Source organism: Comamonas sp. JNW (assembly GCF_003105075.1).
Classification (GTDB): Bacteria; Pseudomonadota; Gammaproteobacteria; order Burkholderiales; family Burkholderiaceae_C; genus Comamonas; species Comamonas squillarum.
This window is the reverse complement of the sequence record NZ_QETI01000001.1, coordinates 38,877-58,097: the sequence shown is the minus strand read 5'-3', so window position 1 is coordinate 58,097 and position 19,221 is coordinate 38,877. Positions and strand designations below refer to the sequence as shown.

At 65.1% G+C, this 19,221-nt stretch carries 16 protein-coding genes and 3 tRNA genes; 11 read left to right on the top strand and 8 right to left on the bottom strand.

Going from position 1 to position 19,221, the window contains the following annotated elements; translation table 11 throughout:
* The first annotated feature begins 22 nt into the window (after nt 1–22).
* The 7 genes from hscA (at nt 23) to DCO45_RS00225 (ending at nt 4,758) form a co-directional block, all read left to right on the top strand.
* A complete protein-coding gene (gene hscA / locus DCO45_RS00255; RefSeq protein ID WP_116923980.1) occupies nt 23–1,888 on the top strand; it encodes a Fe-S protein assembly chaperone HscA in 1,866 nt (621 codons plus the stop codon).
* A 29-nt stretch (nt 1,889–1,917) separates the two neighbouring features.
* Nucleotides 1,918–2,256: an ISC system 2Fe-2S type ferredoxin gene (gene fdx, locus DCO45_RS00250; protein WP_021025845.1), complete on the top strand. Its 339-nt coding sequence runs from the start codon at nt 1,918–1,920 to the stop codon at nt 2,254–2,256.
* 71 nt (nt 2,257–2,327) lie between these two features.
* Nucleotides 2,328–3,044 carry a DNA polymerase III subunit epsilon gene (gene dnaQ, locus DCO45_RS00245; protein ID WP_021025844.1) on the top strand — a complete coding sequence of 239 codons (717 nt, stop codon included), beginning with the start codon at nt 2,328–2,330 and terminating at the stop codon, nt 3,042–3,044.
* A gap of 58 nt (nt 3,045–3,102) precedes the next feature.
* A tRNA-Val gene (locus DCO45_RS00240) sits at nt 3,103–3,177 on the top strand.
* A gap of 39 nt (nt 3,178–3,216) precedes the next feature.
* Nucleotides 3,217–3,291 (top strand) — tRNA-Val (locus tag DCO45_RS00235).
* Nucleotides 3,292–3,328: 37 nt separating this feature from the next.
* Nucleotides 3,329–3,403, top strand: a tRNA-Val gene (locus DCO45_RS00230).
* 206 nt (nt 3,404–3,609) lie between these two features.
* On the top strand, nt 3,610–4,758 hold the full coding sequence (locus tag DCO45_RS00225; protein WP_116923979.1) for a hypothetical protein: 1,149 nt from the start codon (nt 3,610–3,612) through the stop codon (nt 4,756–4,758).
* A 39-nt stretch (nt 4,759–4,797) separates the two neighbouring features.
* Here DCO45_RS00225 and DCO45_RS00220 read toward each other — a convergent pair whose 3' ends face one another.
* The 6 genes from DCO45_RS00220 to DCO45_RS00195 all read right to left on the bottom strand — a co-directional run bounded on the left by DCO45_RS00220 (nt 4,798) and on the right by DCO45_RS00195 (nt 12,545).
* Nucleotides 4,798–6,204 (bottom strand): TolC family outer membrane protein, encoded by a 1,407-nt coding sequence (locus tag DCO45_RS00220; protein ID WP_116923978.1) that lies wholly within the window; start codon nt 6,202–6,204, stop codon nt 4,798–4,800.
* An 82-nt stretch (nt 6,205–6,286) separates the two neighbouring features.
* Nucleotides 6,287–6,622, bottom strand: a complete 336-nt coding sequence (locus DCO45_RS00215) for a rhodanese-like domain-containing protein (RefSeq protein WP_116923977.1) — start codon at nt 6,620–6,622, stop codon at nt 6,287–6,289.
* Between the two features lie 53 nt (nt 6,623–6,675).
* Nucleotides 6,676–7,389, bottom strand: coding sequence for a protein-L-isoaspartate O-methyltransferase (locus DCO45_RS00210; protein WP_021025840.1), 714 nt, complete (start codon nt 7,387–7,389; stop codon nt 6,676–6,678).
* 60 nt (nt 7,390–7,449) lie between these two features.
* Nucleotides 7,450–10,614 (bottom strand): efflux RND transporter permease subunit, encoded by a 3,165-nt coding sequence (locus DCO45_RS00205; RefSeq protein WP_116923976.1) that lies wholly within the window; start codon nt 10,612–10,614, stop codon nt 7,450–7,452.
* A 3-nt stretch (nt 10,615–10,617) separates the two neighbouring features.
* Nucleotides 10,618–11,865 carry an efflux RND transporter periplasmic adaptor subunit gene (locus DCO45_RS00200; RefSeq protein WP_116923975.1) on the bottom strand — a complete coding sequence of 416 codons (1,248 nt, stop codon included), beginning with the start codon at nt 11,863–11,865 and terminating at the stop codon, nt 10,618–10,620.
* Complete coding sequence (locus tag DCO45_RS00195; protein ID WP_116923974.1) at nt 11,862–12,545, bottom strand: TetR/AcrR family transcriptional regulator; 684 nt, start codon at nt 12,543–12,545, stop codon at nt 11,862–11,864. The genes DCO45_RS00200 and DCO45_RS00195 overlap by 4 nt, the downstream gene beginning before the upstream one ends.
* Nucleotides 12,546–12,740: 195 nt before the next feature.
* On the opposite strand from DCO45_RS00195, the gene msrA reads away from it, so the two are divergent.
* Complete coding sequence (gene msrA / locus DCO45_RS00190) at nt 12,741–13,292, top strand: peptide-methionine (S)-S-oxide reductase MsrA (RefSeq protein WP_116924453.1); 552 nt, start codon at nt 12,741–12,743, stop codon at nt 13,290–13,292.
* 76 nt (nt 13,293–13,368) lie between these two features.
* Complete coding sequence (locus tag DCO45_RS00185; protein ID WP_133247954.1) at nt 13,369–13,866, top strand: transcriptional repressor; 498 nt, start codon at nt 13,369–13,371, stop codon at nt 13,864–13,866.
* Nucleotides 13,867–13,873: 7 nt separating this feature from the next.
* Here the strand turns inward: DCO45_RS00185 and DCO45_RS00180 are convergent, their stop codons facing one another.
* Nucleotides 13,874–14,824: a DMT family transporter gene (locus DCO45_RS00180; RefSeq protein WP_116923972.1), complete on the bottom strand. Its 951-nt coding sequence runs from the start codon at nt 14,822–14,824 to the stop codon at nt 13,874–13,876.
* A gap of 298 nt (nt 14,825–15,122) precedes the next feature.
* Between DCO45_RS00180 and DCO45_RS00175 the strand changes: the two genes are divergently transcribed.
* Together DCO45_RS00175 and DCO45_RS00170 are read left to right on the top strand one after the other, a co-directional pair.
* Entirely contained in the window at nt 15,123–16,511 is a 1,389-nt protein-coding gene (locus DCO45_RS00175; RefSeq protein WP_116923971.1) for a phosphomannomutase/phosphoglucomutase, read from the top strand.
* 15 nt (nt 16,512–16,526) lie between these two features.
* Entirely contained in the window at nt 16,527–17,876 is a 1,350-nt protein-coding gene (locus DCO45_RS00170) for a 3-deoxy-D-manno-octulosonic acid transferase (RefSeq protein ID WP_116923970.1), read from the top strand.
* A 19-nt stretch (nt 17,877–17,895) separates the two neighbouring features.
* Here DCO45_RS00170 and DCO45_RS00165 read toward each other — a convergent pair whose 3' ends face one another.
* Nucleotides 17,896–19,164, bottom strand: a complete 1,269-nt coding sequence (locus DCO45_RS00165; protein ID WP_116923969.1) for a cytosine permease — start codon at nt 19,162–19,164, stop codon at nt 17,896–17,898.
* Nucleotides 19,165–19,221 lie beyond the last annotated feature (57 nt).

Genomic DNA, 19,221 nt, shown 5'->3' with positions numbered 1-19,221 from the left:
GAACACAAGATAGATCGCATCCATGGCATTGCTCCAAATTTCAGAACCTGGCCAATCTCCTGATCCGCACCAGCGCCGTATTGCGGTGGGCATTGATCTGGGCACCACGCACTCGCTGGTCGCTGCCGTGCGCAACGGCGTGGCCGAATGCCTGCCGGATGACGAAGGCCGGGTGCTGCTGCCATCGGTGGTGCATTACCGGGCCAATGGCAAGCGCGATATCGGCTATGCGGCGCTTGGCCATCCCGGCGTCGATGCCGCCAACACCATTGCCTCGGCCAAGCGCCTGATGGGCCGCAACCTGGCCGATATCCATGCGCCCGAGCAACTGGCCTATGCGCTTGTGCAGCCCGACGATAGCGGCATGGTGGCCATCGAGACGGTGGCCGGCCTCAAGACCCCGGTGGAGATCAGCGCCGAGATTCTGGCCACCTTGCGCTACCGCGCCGAAGACACCTTTGACAATGACCTGTACGGCGCCGTGATCACCGTGCCAGCCTACTTTGACGACGCGCAGCGCCAGGCCACCAAGGATGCGGCCCAGCTGGCCGGCATCAAGCTGCTGCGCCTGATCAACGAGCCCACGGCAGCGGCGATTGCCTATGGCCTGGACAATGCCTCCGAAGGCATCTATGCCGTCTATGACCTGGGCGGCGGCACCTTTGATATTTCCGTGCTGCGCCTGACGCGCGGCGTGTTCGAAGTCATCGCCACCGGCGGTGACTCGGCGCTGGGCGGTGACGACTATGACGCCGCACTGGGCCAGTGGGTGCTGGAGAAAACCGGCGGCGCGGTGCAGAGCGCGCAGGACAAGGCGGTATTGCGCCTGGCTGCCAAGACCGCCAAAGAGGCGCTGACCGATGCCGACCAGGTGACGTTCTCCGCGCAACTGTCCGGCCAGAACATTGCGCTGCCGCTGAGCCGGGCCGATTTTGATGCGGCCACGCAAGCCTTGACGGCCCGCACCCTGACGGCCGTGCGCCGCGCGCTGGCCGATGCCCAGCTGGCCAAGGACGAGGTGCAAGGCGTGGTGATGGTGGGGGGCTCGACGCGCATGCCCCAGGTGCAGACGGCGGTCGGCAACTTCTTTGGCAAGCCACCGTTGACCAACCTGAACCCTGACGAGGTGGTGGCCCTGGGCGCCGCGATCCAGGCCAACCAGCTCGCCGGCAACGACAACAATGGCGACCTGCTGCTGCTCGATGTGATCCCGCTGTCGCTGGGCATCGAGACCATGGGCGGCCTGGTCGAGCGCATCGTCAGCCGCAACGAAACCATTCCGACCGCACGCGGCCAGGACTTCACGACCTACAAGGACGGCCAGACGGCCTTGGCCATCCATGTGGTGCAGGGCGAGCGCGATCTGGTGGCTGATTGCCGCAGCCTGGCGCGCTTTGAGCTGCGCGGCATCCCGCCGATGGCGGCGGGCGCTGCACGCATCCGTGTGTCCTTCACCATCGATGCCGATGGCCTGCTGAGCGTGGGCGCGCAAGAGCTGGTGAGCGGGGTGGAGGCGCATATCGATGTGAAGCCCTCGTACGGTCTCTCGGACGACCAGATTGCAAACATGCTGCGCGACAGCTTCAGCACCGCCCAGGCCGATATGCAGGCGCGTGCGCTGGTCGAAGCGCGCGTTGATGGCGACCGCCTGCTGATTGCTACCCAAAGTGCGCTCGATGCCGATGGCGACCTGCTGGCCGAGGCCGAGCGCAGCCAGGTCGATGCGCTGATGGACCAGCTGCGCCGCGCCCTGTCCAGCAGCGAGAGCGCCGCTGAGATCGAGGCCAGCACCGATGCACTGGCCAAGGGCACCGAGGCCTTTGCCGCCGAGCGCATGAACCGTGGCATTCGCCAGGCCCTGGCCGGCAAGAACGTGCAATCCATTTAACCGACTACAGCAAGAAGAATCTCATTCCCATGCCTATCATCAAAATCCTGCCCCATGCCGAATACTGTCCCCAAGGCGCCGAGATCAAGGCGCCCACCGGAACGTCGATCTGCGAGGCGCTGCTGGACAATGGCATCAACATCGAACACGCCTGCGACATGAGCCGGGCCTGCACCACCTGCCACGTGATCGTGCGCCAGGGTTTCGACTCCATGGACCCTTCCGAAGAGGAAGAAGACGATCTGCTCGACCGCGCCTGGGGCCTGGAGCCGCAGTCGCGCCTGTCCTGCCAGGCCATTTTGGCGCGCGAGGATGTGACCGTGGAGATCCCCAAGTACTCGATCAACCACGCCAAGGAAAACCACTGAGCGTGGGCTGGGCCGGGCGCGCGGGTGCGAGCGGCTTTTACAATCGGTGTTTTGAGTCGAGGAAGCTGTAGATGTCGCGCCAAATTGTTCTGGATACGGAAACCACGGGTCTGTCAGTCGTCGATGGTGACCGTGTCATTGAGCTCGGCTGCGTCGAGCTGCTCAACCGCAAGCTCACCGGCAATAACCTGCACCTGTACTTCAATGCCGACAGGGAAAGCCATGAAGACGCGCTGCGCGTGCACGGCATCACCAGCGAGTTTCTGGCCGACAAGCCGCGTTTCCACGAGAAAGCCGAAGAGATCCGGGCTTACCTCGAAGGCGCCGAGCTGATCATCCACAATGCGCCATTCGACATGGGCTTCCTGAACAAGGAGTTCGAACGGGTGGGCATGCCGCCCCTGGTCAGCATGGTGAGCGGTGTGCTGGATTCGCTCCTGATGGCGCGCGACATGTTCCCGGGCAAGCGCAACTCGCTCGACGCGCTATGCGACCGCCTGGAAGTGGACAATTCCGGCCGCGACCTGCACGGCGCTTTGCTCGACGCTGAGCTGCTCGCTGACGTCTACATCAACATGACGCGCGGGCAGGAACAGCTGCTCTCGTCTGAGAGCATGGCATCGAACAACAAGTCCAACGCGGCCATGGTGGTCAAGAAGGTGGATTTTGCACAGTTCGATCTGCCCGTGATCCTGCCGTCGGAGGCGGAGCTGGCCGCCCACGACGAGGTGCTGACGCAGCTGGACAAATCCAGTGGCGGCAAAACTATTTGGAGAAAATTGGCCTAATTTTCACAGCCAGCAAATATTTGCTGTCATAATAGAGGGCTTGACGGCGAGAGATTTTGGGTGATTAGCTCAGCGGTAGAGCACTGCCTTCACACGGCAGGGGTCACATGTTCGATCCATGTATCACCCACCAATCCATCGTCGTTGCGGTATGTCCCTTGAGGCATGCTTGGGGTGATTAGCTCAGCGGTAGAGCACTGCCTTCACACGGCAGGGGTCACATGTTCGATCCATGTATCACCCACCACAATTTAGTTTCGGTAGGCCTCTTTGGGGCGTGCCTGGGGTGATTAGCTCAGCGGTAGAGCACTGCCTTCACACGGCAGGGGTCACATGTTCGATCCATGTATCACCCACCAACCAACAAACCTCTTGAATGTTCTGTTCAAGAGGTTTTTTGTTTTTTGCGCGCTTGTGCACACGCTGCGCAGGCTACAGCGCACCGCCGTCCACCACGCCGTTCATGTATCGTGCCTGTCGCTGCCAGGTAAATCCCGCCCCGGTGCTGCACAACTCGGCCACCAAGGCCTAGGATGGCAGGTTTTGGGACTACCACCGTACCGATATGACCGCTCACACACTCGCTTTGGGTGCTGGCCTGGCCGCCTTGCTCGCTGGCAGTGGCTGGGCAGCTTCAAGCTCGCCATCCACCCCCACCCCACCATCGGCACCACAGACCTGTACCGAACAGGCTTCAGACGCCTGTTTCCAAGGCTTTGCGCTGCCGGGCCAGGCCGGGCGCATGCATTTCTATGCCTCGCAGGCGCCGCAGGCCGAAAAGGCCGACGGGTCGGCCGGGCCGCAAACGGTGCTCTTGATCATGCATGGCTTCCCGCGCGATGCCAACCGCAGCTTCAATGCCGCGCTGGACGCCGCGCGCAAGGCGGGGCGCCTGGATGAGACCCTGGTCATTGCGCCGCTCTACCAGGTGGGCAGTGACAAGGCCGAGCACTGCCATACCAAGGGCACGCCTGCGCCGGAGCCAGGTGATGCCTTGTGGACCTGTGGCAGCTGGCTGGCCGGACAAAACTCCCAGGCCGGTGCTGGCAGGACCCCGATCAATGCCATTGCTGCGCTCGATGCCTTGGTCGCCCATATCCACCAGCGCTGGCCCAGCGTGCGCCACATCACCTTGGCGGGATTTTCTGCCGGTGGACAAATGCTCCAGCGCAGCATCGGCTTTGCCCAGCAGCCGCCTGCCGGTGTATCGCTGCGCTATGTCGTTGCGGACCCTGGCATCTGGCTGTACTTTGATCCGCTGCGCCCGCAGCCCCAGCGCGCGGGCCGCGATGTGGACTGGGCGGCCTGCAGCGATGGTGGTTGCGACTACCGCATGCAACTGCCTCAAGAGGCATCCTGCCCGGGCTACCACGACTGGAAATACGGCACGCAGGCGCTGCCGTCCAGCCTGGGGCCCGCCGCTGCGCAGGCGCGCGAGCGCTACCGCCAGGCGGATATTCACTATCTGGAAGGTGCCCTCGACAACCATGCCGGCAAGGGCACGAGCTATGGCGCGCTCGATAAATCTTGCGCTGCCATGCTGCAAGGGCCGTTTCGCCGCCAGCGGGGGGAGGGCTATGCCGCCTATGTGGCCCAGGTGCTGCAGCCAGTGCGCCCGCAGCCGCTGTCCATCGTGCCGGGCTGCGCCCATGATGTCGCCTGCGTATTGCCCTCGGATGCAGCGCGGCCGGCCTTGTTTGGCATCCTGCCTTGATGGCGCGCTGTGCGGCTCTAACGAGGCGCGCGGAGCGCTTTAGCGTGCGGGCTGGGTTGCAGGCAGCGCAGCTGGGATTGCCGCAGCAGGTGCCGTGCTGGTCAGCATGCTGCGGTCCAGCACCTCGATATCGTTCAGCGCCAAGGTGCCGGCCGCCTGCTTGAGCTTGAGCTGGCCGAGCAAGGTGTTGTAGCGGGCAAGGGCCAGGTCGCGCTTGGTCTGGTAGAGCTGGCTTTGGGCGTTGAGCACATCGATATTGATGCGCACACCCACCTGGTAGCCGGTCAGGTTGGCATCGAGCGCGAGCTGGCTCGATGCCTCGGCGGCTTCCAGTGCCTTGACCTGGCTGGCGTTGGACTGCAGGCCAAAGAAGGCGCTGCGCACGTTCTGCGCCACGGTGCGGCGGGCATTGTCCAGGTCGGCCTCTGCCTTGCTCTCCAGCGCCAGGGTTTCCTTGACCCGGTTCTGCACGGAGAAACCGGCAAACAGCGGCACATTGAGCACCACGCCCACGGTGGCCTGGTTGGCGTTGTAGCCATGGGTGGGCATGGTGATGCTGCCCTTGGGGTAGAGCTGGCGGCCAACAGTGGCCTGCAGGTCGATGGTGGGCAGGTGGCCGGTTTCGGCCTTCTTGGTGTCCAGCCGGGCGTTGGTGGTGGCCAACTGGGCGATGCGGATCTGGGGCTGCTCGCTCTGGGCCTGGTCCACCCACATCAGCACATTGTCGGGCGTGGTCGCCGGCAGCAGCACCGGTTGCTTGAGCGGCCAGGGCTGGTTGCCAGGCGTGCCCACGGCATTGTCCAGCGCCAGGCGCTTGACGGTCAGGTCATTCTCGGCGGCGATCTCTTGCGCACGCACCAGGTCATAGCGGGCCTCGGCTTCGCGCGAATCGGTGATGGTGGCCGTGCCCACATCAAAGTTGCGTTTGGCAGCGGCCAGCTGCTCCTTGACGGCAGCCTTTTGGGCCTGCACAAACACCATGCTGTCCTGCGCGGCCAGCACATCAAAGTAGGCCTGGGCCACCCGCACCAGCAAATCCTGGCTCGCGGCATCGAGCTGCAGCCGGGCGATATCGCCGCCCAATTTGCCTTGTTCCAGCGCAATGCGGTTGGCCGGGCGGTAGAGCGGCTGGCTGGCCGTGATGCCAATCTGGTGGTCGGGGCCGTTCAGGCGCAGCTCGGGGTTGTTGATGGCCGTGTGGCTGTACTGCGACTGCGCCTGCAGGCCCACCTGCGGCAGCAGCCCGGCGCGTGCCTGCTCGCCCCGGGAGATGGCCGCGTCCAGGTTGGCGCGGGCTGATTGCCACTGCGCGTCATAGCCGCTGGCCTGCTCCACCATCTGCATCAGGCTCTGGGCCTGGGCCGGCAACTGGGCCAGGCCCAGCAGCAGCGCAGCAGCTGCGGCGCGGGTTGTTCTCAGACGAGGCAGGGCTGGGGCTTGGCGCATGGTGCAGAAGGGGGGTGGTACAAGGGGAGGCGCGGCCAGGCCAGAGGCCCGATGCCGCGCCGCAAACGGCGCGGGCCGCAGGTCAGTAGCGCGGCACCGAGGGGTCGCGCTCGGCCGTCCAGAGGTCGATGCCACCGGTCAGGTTGCTGACCTGGCTGTAGCCCTGGCGCTCCAGGAACACGGCGACCTGCATGCTGCGCATGCCGTGGTGGCAGAGGCAGGCGATGGGGCGGTCTTCATCGAGCAGGTTGAGCGACGCGGGAATCTGCTGCATCGGGATATTCAGCAGCTCAAAACCTTCGGGCTTGACCGAGGCAGTCTGCAGCTCCCAGGGCTCGCGCACATCCAGCACCAGGGGGTTCTGGTCCGCATGCTGGGCCAGCCATTCGTTGAGTTGCGCGGGGCGGATTTGCTCCATACATCACTTTCTGCAGCGCAGCCGGCCCTAAGGCCGCCGCGCTGCGGGGGTCATCAGAACTTGAAGCGGGGTGCCTCGGCAAAGCCCTTGAGGCGGGCCACCACGGTGTCCCAAGGCTGGCTGATCGTCAGCTTGCCTTGCGTGCGGGTGTAGACGGTGGTGCGCATCATCGGCTCGGTGCCCACAAAAGCGATCAGACGGCCGCCTTCCTTGAGCTTGTCGAGCAGCGCCGCTGGCACTTCGTAGACCGAGCCGCTCAGCACGATCACGTCATAGCTGCCGCCGATGGCCTGGGCGTTGGAGCCATCTTCCAGCACCACATCGACATTCTTGATCTGGGCGCGGTGCAGGTTGGCACGGGCCAGCTCGACCAGCGCAGGCTCGATCTCCAGCGAGGTGACCTGCTTGGCCAGGCGCGACATCAGTGCAGCCATGTAGCCCGAGCCGGTGCCGATTTCGAGCACGTTTTCATGGGCTTGCAGCTTCAGGTCCTGCAGCACGCGTGCTTCGACGCGGGGAGGAAGCATGCAGTGGCCATTGGCTACGGCTTCTTCGCCGTCATCGCCCAGCAGTGGCAGCTGGATGTCCATGAACGCCATGTCCTGCAGGCCATCGGGAACAAATTCTTCACGGCGCAGCGTGCCGATCAGCGCCAGCACCTGTTCGTCGCCCAGGCTCCAGGGGCGAACCTGCTGCTCGACCATGTTGTAGCGTGCTGCGCGGTATTTATCATCCGTGCTGGGGGACATGTTCAGTGGCAAACTCATTGCAGACTCCGGTTGGCTTGTTGGGGGTGGGGCAAGAAAAAACCCCTTATTTTAGGCCGCTTAGGGTTCCATAGCGGGACGCCGCCACTTTTGAGAGGCCCATTTCGCAAAATCATCGAGGTAGCAGTACACCACGGGCACCACCACCAGGGTCAACAGCGACGAGGTGATCACCCCACCAATCACCGCCTGGCCCAGTGGCGCGCGCTGCTCGGCCCCTTCGCTCATCGCAAAGGCCAGCGGCACCATGCCAAACACCATGGCCAGGGTGGTCATCAAGATGGGGCGCAGCCGCACCTGGGCCGCCAGCAGCAGTGCCTGCTCACGCGGCAGGCCCGGCACCATCTGGCCGTCTTCGCCAGGCTGGGGCTGGCGGGCGCGTATCGCAAAGTCCACCAGCAAGATCGCATTCTTGGTGACCAGGCCCATTAGCAAGATGACGCCGATGATCGAGAACATCGACAAGGTGGTGCCAAACATCATCAAGGTGAGCACGACGCCAATCAAGGTCAGTGGCAGCGAGGTCATCAGCGCCAGCGGCTGCAAAAAGCTGCGGAACTGGCTGGCCAGGATCATGTAGATAAAGATCACCGCCAAGGCCAGTGCCGAGAGCGCGTAGCCAAACGACTCCTGCATGTTCTTGGTGCTGCCGGCAAATTCATAGCGGTAGCCGGGCGGGAAGGTGGTCTGCGCCAGCACCGCGCGGATATCGGCTGCCACTTCGCCGGCGCTGCGCTGGTTGGCGTTGGCATTGAAGGCGACTTCGCGGTTCATCGCGCGGCGGTTGATGCGGTTGGGGCCGGTGGTCTCGGTCAAGGTGGCCAGCTGGCTCAGGCGCACCGTATGGGGCTGGCCATTGGCGCCGATCGCCGTCAGCGGCAGCTGGGCCAGCATCTGCGGGTTCTCGCGCGCCTCGGGCGCCAGGCGCACCCGCACGTCATAGGTCTGGTTGTCGCCCGCGCGCCAGTTGCCCACCGTGTCGCCTTCCACCAGCGTGCGCAATGCGGTGGCCACCTGGCCCATCGGCAGGCCCAGGTCGGACGCGGCATCGCGGTTGAACTGCAGCTGCACGATGGGCTCGCGCTCCAGCACGCTGCTGTCGAGGTCCACCAAGCCGGGGATGTGCTGCAGGCGCTCGCTCACCTGGCGCGCCAGGCGCTCGAGCTCTTGCAGATCCGGGCCTTGCAGTGAAAACTCCACCTGCTTTTGGCCGCCCACCGCTTCGAGCAGGCCCACGTGCGTCACCTGGATGCCGGCGATCTGGTTGAGCTCAGCGCGCAGGCTGGCCGATATCTGCTGCACATCCTGGCTGCGTTCGCTGCGGTCCACCAGGCGCACATACATGCTCGCGTAGTTCTTGCCGTTGGCATTGCCGGTGTTGATGGTGGTCAAGGTGTAGCGCACGGCCGGGTTGCGGCGCACCACGTCCTCGACCTGGCGCGCGCGCGCCTCGGTCGCCTCCACCGACGCGCCCACTGGCACATTGAAGCGGATCTGGGTTTCGGAAAAATCAGCGCGCGGCACAAACTCGGTGCCCAGCAGTGGCAGCAGCAGCAGGCTGAGGATAAAGATCGCCAGCGCCACCAGCAGGCTGGTCAAGCGGTGGCGCAGCGCCCAGGCCAGCATGCGCTGGTAGCCGGCGCTCAGCTGCTCGGTGGCGGCCTCAAAGCCGGCCAGCGCCCGGTCGAGCGCCCGTGCAAGCCCGTTGCGCGCGGGCTTGCCGCCCTTGTGCACGCTGGGGTCATGCCAGACGCTGGAGAGCATCGGGTCCAAGGTGAAGCTGACAAACATCGACAGCAGCACGGCGACCACAATGGTCAGGCCAAACTCATGGAAGAACTTGCCGATGATGCCGCCCATGAAGCCAATGGGCAGAAACACCGCGACGATCGACAAGGTGGTGGCCAGAACGGCCAGGCCAATCTCCTGCGTGCCTTCCAGCGCCGCGCGGTAGGCCGATTTGCCCATCTGCAGGTGGCGCACGATGTTCTCCCGCACGACGATGGCGTCATCGATCAGCAGGCCCACGCACAGCGACAAGGCCATCAGGGTCACCATATTGATCGTGAAACCAAAGGCATACATGAAAAAGAAGGTGCCGATGATGGAGATCGGCAAGGTCAGCCCGGTGATGACCGTCGAGCGCCAGGAGTGCAGGAACAGATACACGATCAGCACCGTGAGCACGGCCCCCTCGACCAGGGTCTGGCGCACATTGTCTACGGCAACCCGTATCGGGCGCGAGGCATCGGCAATCGGCTCCAGCCGCAGGCCCGGCGGCAGCTCGGGCGTGATCTCGGCCACCGCGCGGCGCAGGCCGTCGACCACCTCGATGGTGTTTTCCTCCTGCGATTTCTGGATCGACAGCAGCAGGGTGCGCGTGCCGTTGTACAAGGCCAGGTTCTTCAGCTCCTGCGCGCCATCCTGCACGCGCGCTACCTGGTGCAGGTAGATGGGCGCGCCATTGCGGCGGGCCACGATGATCTGGTTGAAGTCCTCGGGCCGCTTCATGCGGGAGTCAATCTGCACCAGCCGGTCCTGCTCGCGCGAGCGCACCGAGCCCAGCGGCAGATCCTGGTTTTCGCGGCGCACGGCATCGGCCACTTCGCTCGCCGAGATGGACAGCGCCTCCATCTGCTGCGGATTCAGGTAGACATTGATCTCGCGCGGTGTGCCGCCCACGAGGCTCACGGCCCCCACGCCGCGCACATTCTCGAGGCGCTTCTTGAGCACCTGGTCCGCCCAGGAGGTCATCGCAATCGCGCTCGGTGGCGTGCCCCGGCTCGGATCGGGCAGCAGGGCCAGCGACCAGACGGCGGCGTCCGCCGGGTCAAAGCGGATCACGCGCGGGTCTTTGACCTCGTCGCGCAGCAAGGGGCGCACGGCAGCGATCTTCTCGCGCACATCCTCAGCCGCGCGGCGCCCGTCCACATAGATCTGGAACTCCATGATGATGACGGCCGTGCCCTCGTAGCTGCGCGAGGTAAGGGCGCTGATGCCGGCGACCGCATTGACCGCTTCCTCGATTTTTTTGGTGACTTCGCTCTCGACAATCTCCGGCGCAGCGCCGGGGTAATCGACCGTGATGACGACCACCGGAAAATCGATATTGGGAAACTGGTCGACCTTGAGGCGCTGCAGCGAGAACAGGCCCAGCACCACCAGCGCGGCCATCATCATCGTGGCCAGCACCGGGTTGTTCAGGCTGAGGCGGGTGAACCACATGGATCAGGACGCGGGCAATGCGGATGGGGGCGGTGCTGCAGACTTAGGCGCATGCTTTGGGGCGGCATCTGGCGCAGGGGCCAGCCGCACCGGCGTCGCTGCGCGCAGCTGGCCCACCTGGCCACCCAGAATGCGTTGGCCGGCCTGCAGGCCCTGGGTCACCGCGACCCAGGTCTTGCCATCGCGCTGGCTGCGCGCGCCCAGCACCACGGGCTGGTGCTGTACCCGCAGCGTATCGCTGCGTTCGCCCGATCCGCCGTTTGGGCTCAGCAACTGCACATAAGGCTCGGGCTTGTCGGTGCGCACGGCAGCCAGCGGCACGGCAAGCGTCTGCAGCTCGCCGGTAGCCAACTGCCCCTGCAGGTACAGCCCCTGGCGCAGCGCCGGTGCGGCAGCGCCTGCGGGCGCCGCTGGCGGCGCAATGCGCAAATACACCGTCACGCTGCGGCTGCTGGCGTCGGCTTGGGGGTTGATGCGCGCCACCTGCGCGCTGACGGTCTGGCCGCTGCCATCGACCTGCAACTGCGCTGTCTGGCCCAGGCGCAGCTGCAGCGAATCGGCCGCCGGCATCTGGGCCTGCAGCTCCAGCTCACGCAGGTCGACAATCTCCAGCACATTGGCGTCCGGCCCGACCTTTTCACCGTTGCTGACCCATTTGCGGGCCACCTGGCCCTGGATGGGGCTGCGCAACACGGTATCACTGAGGTTTTTGCGCAGCACATCCGCGGCCGAGCGGGCCGCCTGGTAGTTGGCCTGCGCAGCCTGTAACTGCGACTGCGAAGATTCAAGGGCCGTCGCCGAGATAAAGCCCTGGTTGGCCAACGCGCGGTTGTTGTCGTACTGGCGCTGCTGGATATCTTGCTGCGCGCGGGCGGCATCGGCCTGCTGCTGGGCCTGGGCCAGGCGGGCCTGGCTCTCGGTGCTGTCCACCCGGGCGACGACCTGGCCGGCCTGCACCGGGTCCCCTTCGCGCAGTTGCAGCTGCTGGAGCTCGCCGGCAATGCGGGCCTTGATGATGGCGGTATGCACCGCCTGCACCGTGCCGCTGATGGGCAGGCTCAGCACCAGGGTCTGCGGCGCCACGGTGATCGCGTCGCTGGCGGCCAGCTGGTAGACCGCCTGCGCCTTGGCCTGCTCGGCCTGGGCGAGGGCTTGCTGGCGCTGCTGTTGGGTTTTCAAACCACGCCACAGCCCGCTGGCGAGCAGGGCGACGACCACGGCAGCGGCCAGCCAGGGCAGTGCGCGCTTCATGGGACAGCACCCTGAGGTGGGCGGCCCAGCCCATGCATCAGCGCATCGGCCTGCATCTGCAAAAAACGTGGCACATCAAAATCCGGGCTGGGCAGGCAAAAGCCGCCGGTGCTTTTGACGCTGGCGCAAAAGATCAGCGGGGCCAGCACCAGGGTCACGCCATAGTCCAGGTCCAGCGGGGCGAGCTCACCGCGCTCCATGCCCCGGCGCAGCACGCGCTCGATCAGGCGGTTGCCGGGCAGCACCACTTCCTGGCGGTAGAAGGCCGCGATCTCGGGAAAGTTATGCGCCTCGGCCATCACCAAGTGCGGCAGTCCGCAGGCCTTGGTCGAGCCAATGCGCTGCCACCAGACCTCGTAGCAGTAGTGGACCAAGGTGGCCGTGTCATGCTGGTAGCTGTCGAGCTCCAGATCCCACTCGGCAAAGCGGCTGCTGAGCACATGGCGCACCACGGCCTGGAACAGCTCTTGTTTGCTCGGAAAATACAGAAACAGCGTGCCCTTGGAGACGCCAGCCTGGCGGGCCACTTCTTCGACCTTGGTGGCCGAATAGCCTTTGCTGACAAACAGGTCCAGCGCCGCATCCAGCAGCTCGCCGGGCCGGGCCTCTTTGCGGCGGCTGCGGCGGGGCGCAGGCGTGGCCACAGCAGGGGGGGAAGGCGGGGTGGACACGGTGGGCAACGCAATCTAACAGTTAATGACCAGTGGGTTAGTAATGTAGGCGGCTGCCCGCGACAAGTCAAGCAAAACGACCTGAAACAAATAGAGCACCCATTGGCATCAGGCTGTCTTTTTCTCTGCTAAAAATGGTTCCGGCCCCCGCCTTTTCTCAGTGAGCCGGAGTCCATTTTTGCCCTTTTTGTTGCCGGAGTCATGATGTCCAGTGAAACCCAGTCCCCCGTGGAAAAAATCTATCTCGCCGGTGGTTGTTTTTGGTGTACCGAGGCCGTGTTCGGGAGGGTGCGTGGCGTTGTCAAGGTCGTCAGCGGCTATGCCAATGGCCAGATCGCCAATCCCACGTACGAGCAGGTCTGCACGGGCACGACGGGCCATGCCGAATGCGTAGAGCTGACGTTCGAGCCGCAGGTGCTGCCGCTCGATAAGGTGCTGCACATCTTCTTTGCGACGCATGACCCGACGACGCTCAACCGCCAGGGCAACGATGTGGGCCCGCAGTACCGCAGCGGCATCTACACCACCACGCCCGAACAGCTGGCCCAGGCCCAGGCCTTTGTCGACAAGCTCAATGCCTCGGGTCAGATGGGCGCGCCGGTGGTCACCGAGGTGGAGCCGCTGCAGCATTTCTGGAACGCCGAGGCCTACCACCAGGACTATTTCGACAACAACCCGCGCCAACCCTATTGCACCTACGTGGTGGCGCCCAAGGTCGACAAGCTGGAAACCCGCTTTGCAGACTGGTTGAAGTAGGGCCGCTTGCCTGCCGGGCCCGCACGATGGGCATAATGCAACACAATTGCATCAAAGCCATTGCTCCCAGCCACCGATGTCCGCCCGCACTCCATCCCCCGCCACTGCCGCTTTAAGCGTGCAGTCCCTGCCGCCCGGCATGCGTGCCACGCGCGCCACCAAGGCCTTGCTGGCTCTGGTCGGCAGCCAGCCGGGCATGCAGTGGTCCGTGGCCGAGGTGCAGGCCCGTCTGCAGAAGATGGGCGTCGATGTCAACCGGGTCACCAGCTACCGCCTGCTCGACCGCCTGGCCGCTGCCGGCAAGCTGGTCAAAAGTGTAGATGCCGAGCGCCTGACGCGCTATGCGCTGCGGGCTGAAGCACAGGAGCCGCTGCAGGTGCGCTATGAATGCACCGACTGCCATTCGGTGCAAAGCCTGGAGGAGCGTGCCGGTGACGCCGCCACGGCCCAGGTCAACCAGGCGATGGCGCAGTACCTGCAGGTGCTGCAGGAGCAGGGCCTGGCGCCGGAACAGACCGAGCTGCGTCTGCAGGGACTATGCGCCGACTGCAAGCACGACCCCAAAAAATCCTGATCTCCACTCAGGCCCGCTTGCGGGCAATCAGCCCCGTCGACAGCATGGTGCCGCCAATCACGACGGCACCGCACCCCAGCATCCAGGCGGTGATGGGTTCTGCCAAAAACCAGTTGCCATAGACCAGCGCAAACACTGGCGCCAAAAAGGTGACCGCAATCGCGCGGCTCGGCCCGGCCGTCTGGATGATGTGGAAATACAGGATATAGGCCACGCTGGTGCACAGCAGCGCCAGGGCCGCGACGGCCAACCACGAGCCCCAGGACGGCGTCTGGCTGGGCCACATCGCAATCGTCGGGATCAGCAAGCACAGGCTGGCACCGACCATGCTGCCGGTGGCAGTGGCCAGGGGCGGCACGCCCACCAGGTAACGCTTGGCAAAACTGGCTGCCACGCCGTAGCTCAGTGACGCACACAGACAGGCGGCGATCGCGGCATAGGCGCTCCAGCTGGCCGCGCCAGCGGTGGCGGGCTTGTCATGCAGCGCGAGCAGGGCCACGCCGGTAAAGCCGATCAACAGGCCGGTGACGCGCAGGCCGGTGATGCGGTCGCCCAGCCAGAGCCAGGCCACCAAGGCGCCAAACAGCGGGGCGCAGGCATTGAGCACCGAGGCCATGCCGGTGGGCATATAAACCACCGCATAGGCGAACAGCGAAAAAGGAATGGCCGAATTGATGATGCCCGAGAACAGCACCGGCTTCCAGTGCTGGCGCAGCGCGGGCCATTCGCCGCGCAGCAGCATCAGCGGCAGCAAAAACAGCGCAGCCAGGATGACACGCAAGCCGGCCGTAGGCACGGCACCAAACTGCGAAGCGCCCAGGCGCATGAACAGAAAGGACGCGCCCCAGAGCACCGCCAGCAGCACAAAGGGGGGCAGCCAGCGGCTGGCGCTCGGCGCAGCCGCGGCAAGGGCGGGGCTAGGGACAGACGCAGCAGCAGAGGATGGGGTGGGGCGCATAGGATCTCGCAAGGGCAGACAGCATGCTAGCGGGCACCGTACTTGCCATTGGTGACATTCTTGCGGTGTATTGATGCGCGCCGTGCAAGGAGCAGTAAAAGCGCAGTGGCGGCGCGGCAAACCCGCGTCTGGCTGGGTCCCATTGTGCGTTTGGCGCTGCGGCGCCCTGGTCACCATATGGACAACTGGCCGGCCATCGCCTCGAGCGTGCCTACAATAGCTGTCTCGCAGCAAAGGCGCGGCTTCTCATGGAGGCCGTTTTTCATGCCTGTTTTGCGCCAACAACAAGGTGAGTTCTGTGCCGATTTCTTCTGCAATCTTCAAAGCCTATGACATCCGCGGCGTTGTGCCGAGCACGCTCAACGAGAGCGTGGCACTGAAGCTGGGCCGGGCCTTTGGCCAGCAGGCGATTGCCGCTGGCGAGCTGGTGGTCGCCGTGGGGCGTGATGGCCGGCTGTCAGGCGATGCGCTCAGCCGCGCGCTGATGCAAGGCCTGGTGGAAGCCGGTATCGAGGTCATCGATGTGGGCCGCGTGACCACGCCCATGCTGTATTTTGCCGCCAGCACCTTGTGCCACAGCGGCATCCAGGTGACCGGCAGCCACAACCCCAAGGACTACAACGGCTTCAAGATGGTGCTGGCCGGCCGCGCGATCTATGGCGAAGAGATCCAGAAACTGCGCCAGATCATGGAGAAGGAATGCTGGCGCTTCCAGGGCGGCGGCAAGCTGCGCCAGGCCGATGTGACGGCCGCCTATGTCGAGCGCATCGTCTCGGACATCAAGCTGGCGCGGCCCATGAAGATCGTCGTGGACAGCGGCAACGGCATTGCTGGCGCCACCGCACCTGGCATCTTCCGCGCGCTGGGCTGCGAGGTGACTGAGCTCTTCTCCGAGGTCGATGGCAACTTCCCCAACCACCATCCCGACCCCAGCAAGCCCGAGAACCTGCGCGACCTGATCGAGGCACTGCAGACCGGTGATGCGGAACTGGGCCTGGCCTTTGATGGCGATGGCGACCGCCTGGGTATCGTGACCAAGGATGGGCAGAATATTTTCCCCGACCGCCAGATGATGCTGTTCGCCCAGGATGTGCTCTCGCGCGTGCCTGGTGGCGAGATCGTCTACGACGTCAAGTGCTCGCAGCGCCTGGCGCCGGCCATTGAGGCGGCCGGCGGCAAACCGGTGATGTACAAGACCGGGCATTCGCTCATCAAGGCCCGCATGCGCGAGACCAATGCGCCTTTGGGCGGCGAGATGAGCGGCCATATCTTCTTCAAGGAGCGCTGGTACGGCTTTGACGACGGCACCTACGCCGGCTGCCGCCTGCTGGAGATCCTGAGCAAGGCCCAAAACCCTTGCGCGCTGCTGCATGCGCTGCCCAGCAGCTACAGCACGCCCGAGCTCAATGTGGAATGCCAGGAGGGCGAGCCGCACAAGCTGAGCGCCCAGCTCCAGGAGATGGCGGCCGATGTGTTCAGCGCGCCGGCCCAGATCAACACCATTGATGGCATGCGCGTGGACTGGCCCGATGGTTTTGGCCTGATCCGTGCCAGCAACACCACGCCGGTGCTGGTGCTGCGCTTTGAAGGCCATACCCAGGCAGCCCTGCACCGCATCCAGAACGAGATGAAGGCGCTGCTGCTCAAGGTCAAGCCCGATGCCGTCATCGGCAGTGCGTCGCACTGAAGGACGACGCAGTCCATGGGTCTGAGCCTGACGCTCTACGGCTGGGTCGCACGGCTTGCCCGCCCGCTGGTGCGGCGCAAGCTGGCGCGCCGCGCGGTGCAGGAGCCTGGCTACGCCCAGAGGGTGGAGCAGCGCTTTGGCAATTATGGCGACCTGCCGCGCTACCAGGCCGTGCCCGAGATGCCGCTGGTCTGGATCCATGCGGTTTCGCTGGGCGAGACAAGGGCTGCTGCCATCTTGCTGCGCGAGCTGCGGCTGCAGATACCGGCCTTGCGCCTGCTGCTGACCAATGGCACGGCCACCGGCCGTGAAGAAGGGCAAAAGCTGTTGCTGCCCGGCGATATCCAGGTCTGGCAGCCCTGGGATGACTGCGCCAGTGTCAGCGCCTTTTTGTGCCATTTCCGCCCCACCATCGGCATCCTGATGGAGACGGAGATGTGGCCGGGGCTGGCCGCTGGCTGCCAGCGCGAACATATACCGCTGGTGCTGGCCAATGCCCGGCTCAATGAGAAATCGCTGCGCGGCGCCCAGCGCCTGGCTTGGCTCGCGCGCCCGGCCTACCGCAGCCTGCGCTCGGTGATCGCCCAGACCGAGGCTGATGCCAGCCGCCTGCGCGCCGCAGGCGCCGAGGTGACTGCGGTGCTGGGCAATTTGAAATTCGATGTCGAGCCCGATGCCGCGCAACTGGCCCAGGGCCAGGCCTGGCACCAGGCGGCGGGCAAACCGGTGGTGATGCTGGCCAGCAGCCGTGAGGGCGAGGAGGCCCTGTGGCTGCAGGCGCTGGCGCAGCTGCGCAGCAGCGACCCGCAAGCCGCCGCAAGCGTGCAATGGCTGCTGGTGCCGCGCCACCCGCAGCGTTTTGACGAGATCGTGCAACTGCTGCAGGGCGCCGGTTTGCAGGTATCGCGCCGCAGCCAGTGGCAGAGCGGGCCGCAGCCCGCCGATGTCTGGCTGGGCGACAGCATGGGCGAGATGCAGCTGTACTACGGTCTGGCCGATGTGGCCTTGCTGGGCGGCAGCTTTGCACCGCTGGGCGGGCAGAACCTGATCGAGGCGGCCGCTTGCGGCTGCCCAGTCGTCATGGGGCCGCATACCTTTAACTTTGCGCAGGCGGCAGACAGCAGCGTGCAAGCCGATGCCGCCCTGCGCGTGGCAGGCATGGACGAGGGCCTGCAGCAGGCTGTGGCCATCGCCAGCGATACGAGCCGCCACAGCCGCATGCGCCGCGCGGCACTGCAGTTTGCCCAGGCACACCGGGGCGCAGCCAAGACCACGGCGCAGCTGGTGGCCGCGGTGCTGGAGTCGACCGAGGGCTTTGTCAATTCCAGCTTTGAGGCCTCGCTGTTCGACGAGGATTCCGTCTAAACCGTTTTCGGGCTGGCGTTCATGCCTTGGGGCGGGTGGCAAAGGCCAGCACAAAGGTCAGCGCCAGGGTCGGCAAGGCCGATCCCGCTTGCGGCGCCCAGGCGGCCAGGCTGTGGTAGAGCGCGATGCCGCCCAGCCACAGCGCCAGCGGCAGCAGCTGCACGCCGGCCTGCGGGTAAGAGAGCTGGTAGCCGCCCCATGACAGCCGGCCCAAAATCACGCCAAACAGCGGTACAAAGACAGAACTCAGGATCAGCAAGAACGGCTCGAGGCTGTGCATCGGCAGCACCATGGCGAGGCCGGTGCTGGCCACCGCCATCACAATGCCCCAGGTACGCACACGCCAGGCGGGCAGCAGGCTGTGGGCCGATACCGCGCCCGAGTAGGCATCGCCATAGGCGTTGTCCACTTCGTCGAGCAGCACCAGCGACAGCGCAACCAGACCGCCCTGGGCCAGCAGCAAGGCGGCCACCAGGTCGGTGCTGGGCAGCACCAAAGCCACCAGCACGCCCAGCGCATAGCACCAGATATTGGCAATGCCAAAACCGATCCAGGTGCCGGCCATCGCGCTGCGGCCATGGCGCCCGTAGCGGGCATAGTCGGCCACCAGCGGCAGCCAGGAAATGGGCATGGCCACCACCAGGTCGAGCGCGGGCATCACGCCCATGCCGCCAGCCCCTGGCCTGCTCCATAGCGCGGGCAGGCCTTGCTGCAGCGCCATGCCGACAAACTGCCAGCTCAGCCACAGCAGCGACAGCACCACCAGCGGCAGCGCGATGCGCGAGATCAGCTGGCGCACCAGCCGCACCATGGAGCCCGTCATCAATGCCACCAGCAGGCCGCCCCAGAGCAAGGTGGCCAGCCAGGGCCAGTACGCGGCCTGCATGCCGCCTGCCTGGCGGCCAATGGCCACCGTCGATTCGCGCATCACCACCAGCTCGAACGCACCCCAGCCCAGCAGCTGGACGATATTGAGCAGCACCGGCAGCTTGGCAAAGTGGCGGCCATAGACATGGTGGATCAGTCCGGCGCTGGACAGACCGGTGTCGCAGCCGATCTTGCCCACCCAGGCGAGCAGTCCCGCCCCCACCACCGAGCCGCCGACAATCGCCATCAGAGCCTCGGGCGTGGACAGCGCAGGCATCAGATAGGCCCCCACCTGCATCACCAGCAGGCCCACCCCTAAGCTGAACCACAGCGAGGCCAGATGCCAGCCATTGAAAACACGCTCCTCTTGAGCGACGGGATGGAGGGCGACGTTGGAGGCGGAAGAAGCGTTGGCGGTCATGGCCTGTTATTGTTTGAAGTGCTTGTAGTTAGGTTGCAGTGCAAGGCAGTCCGGACG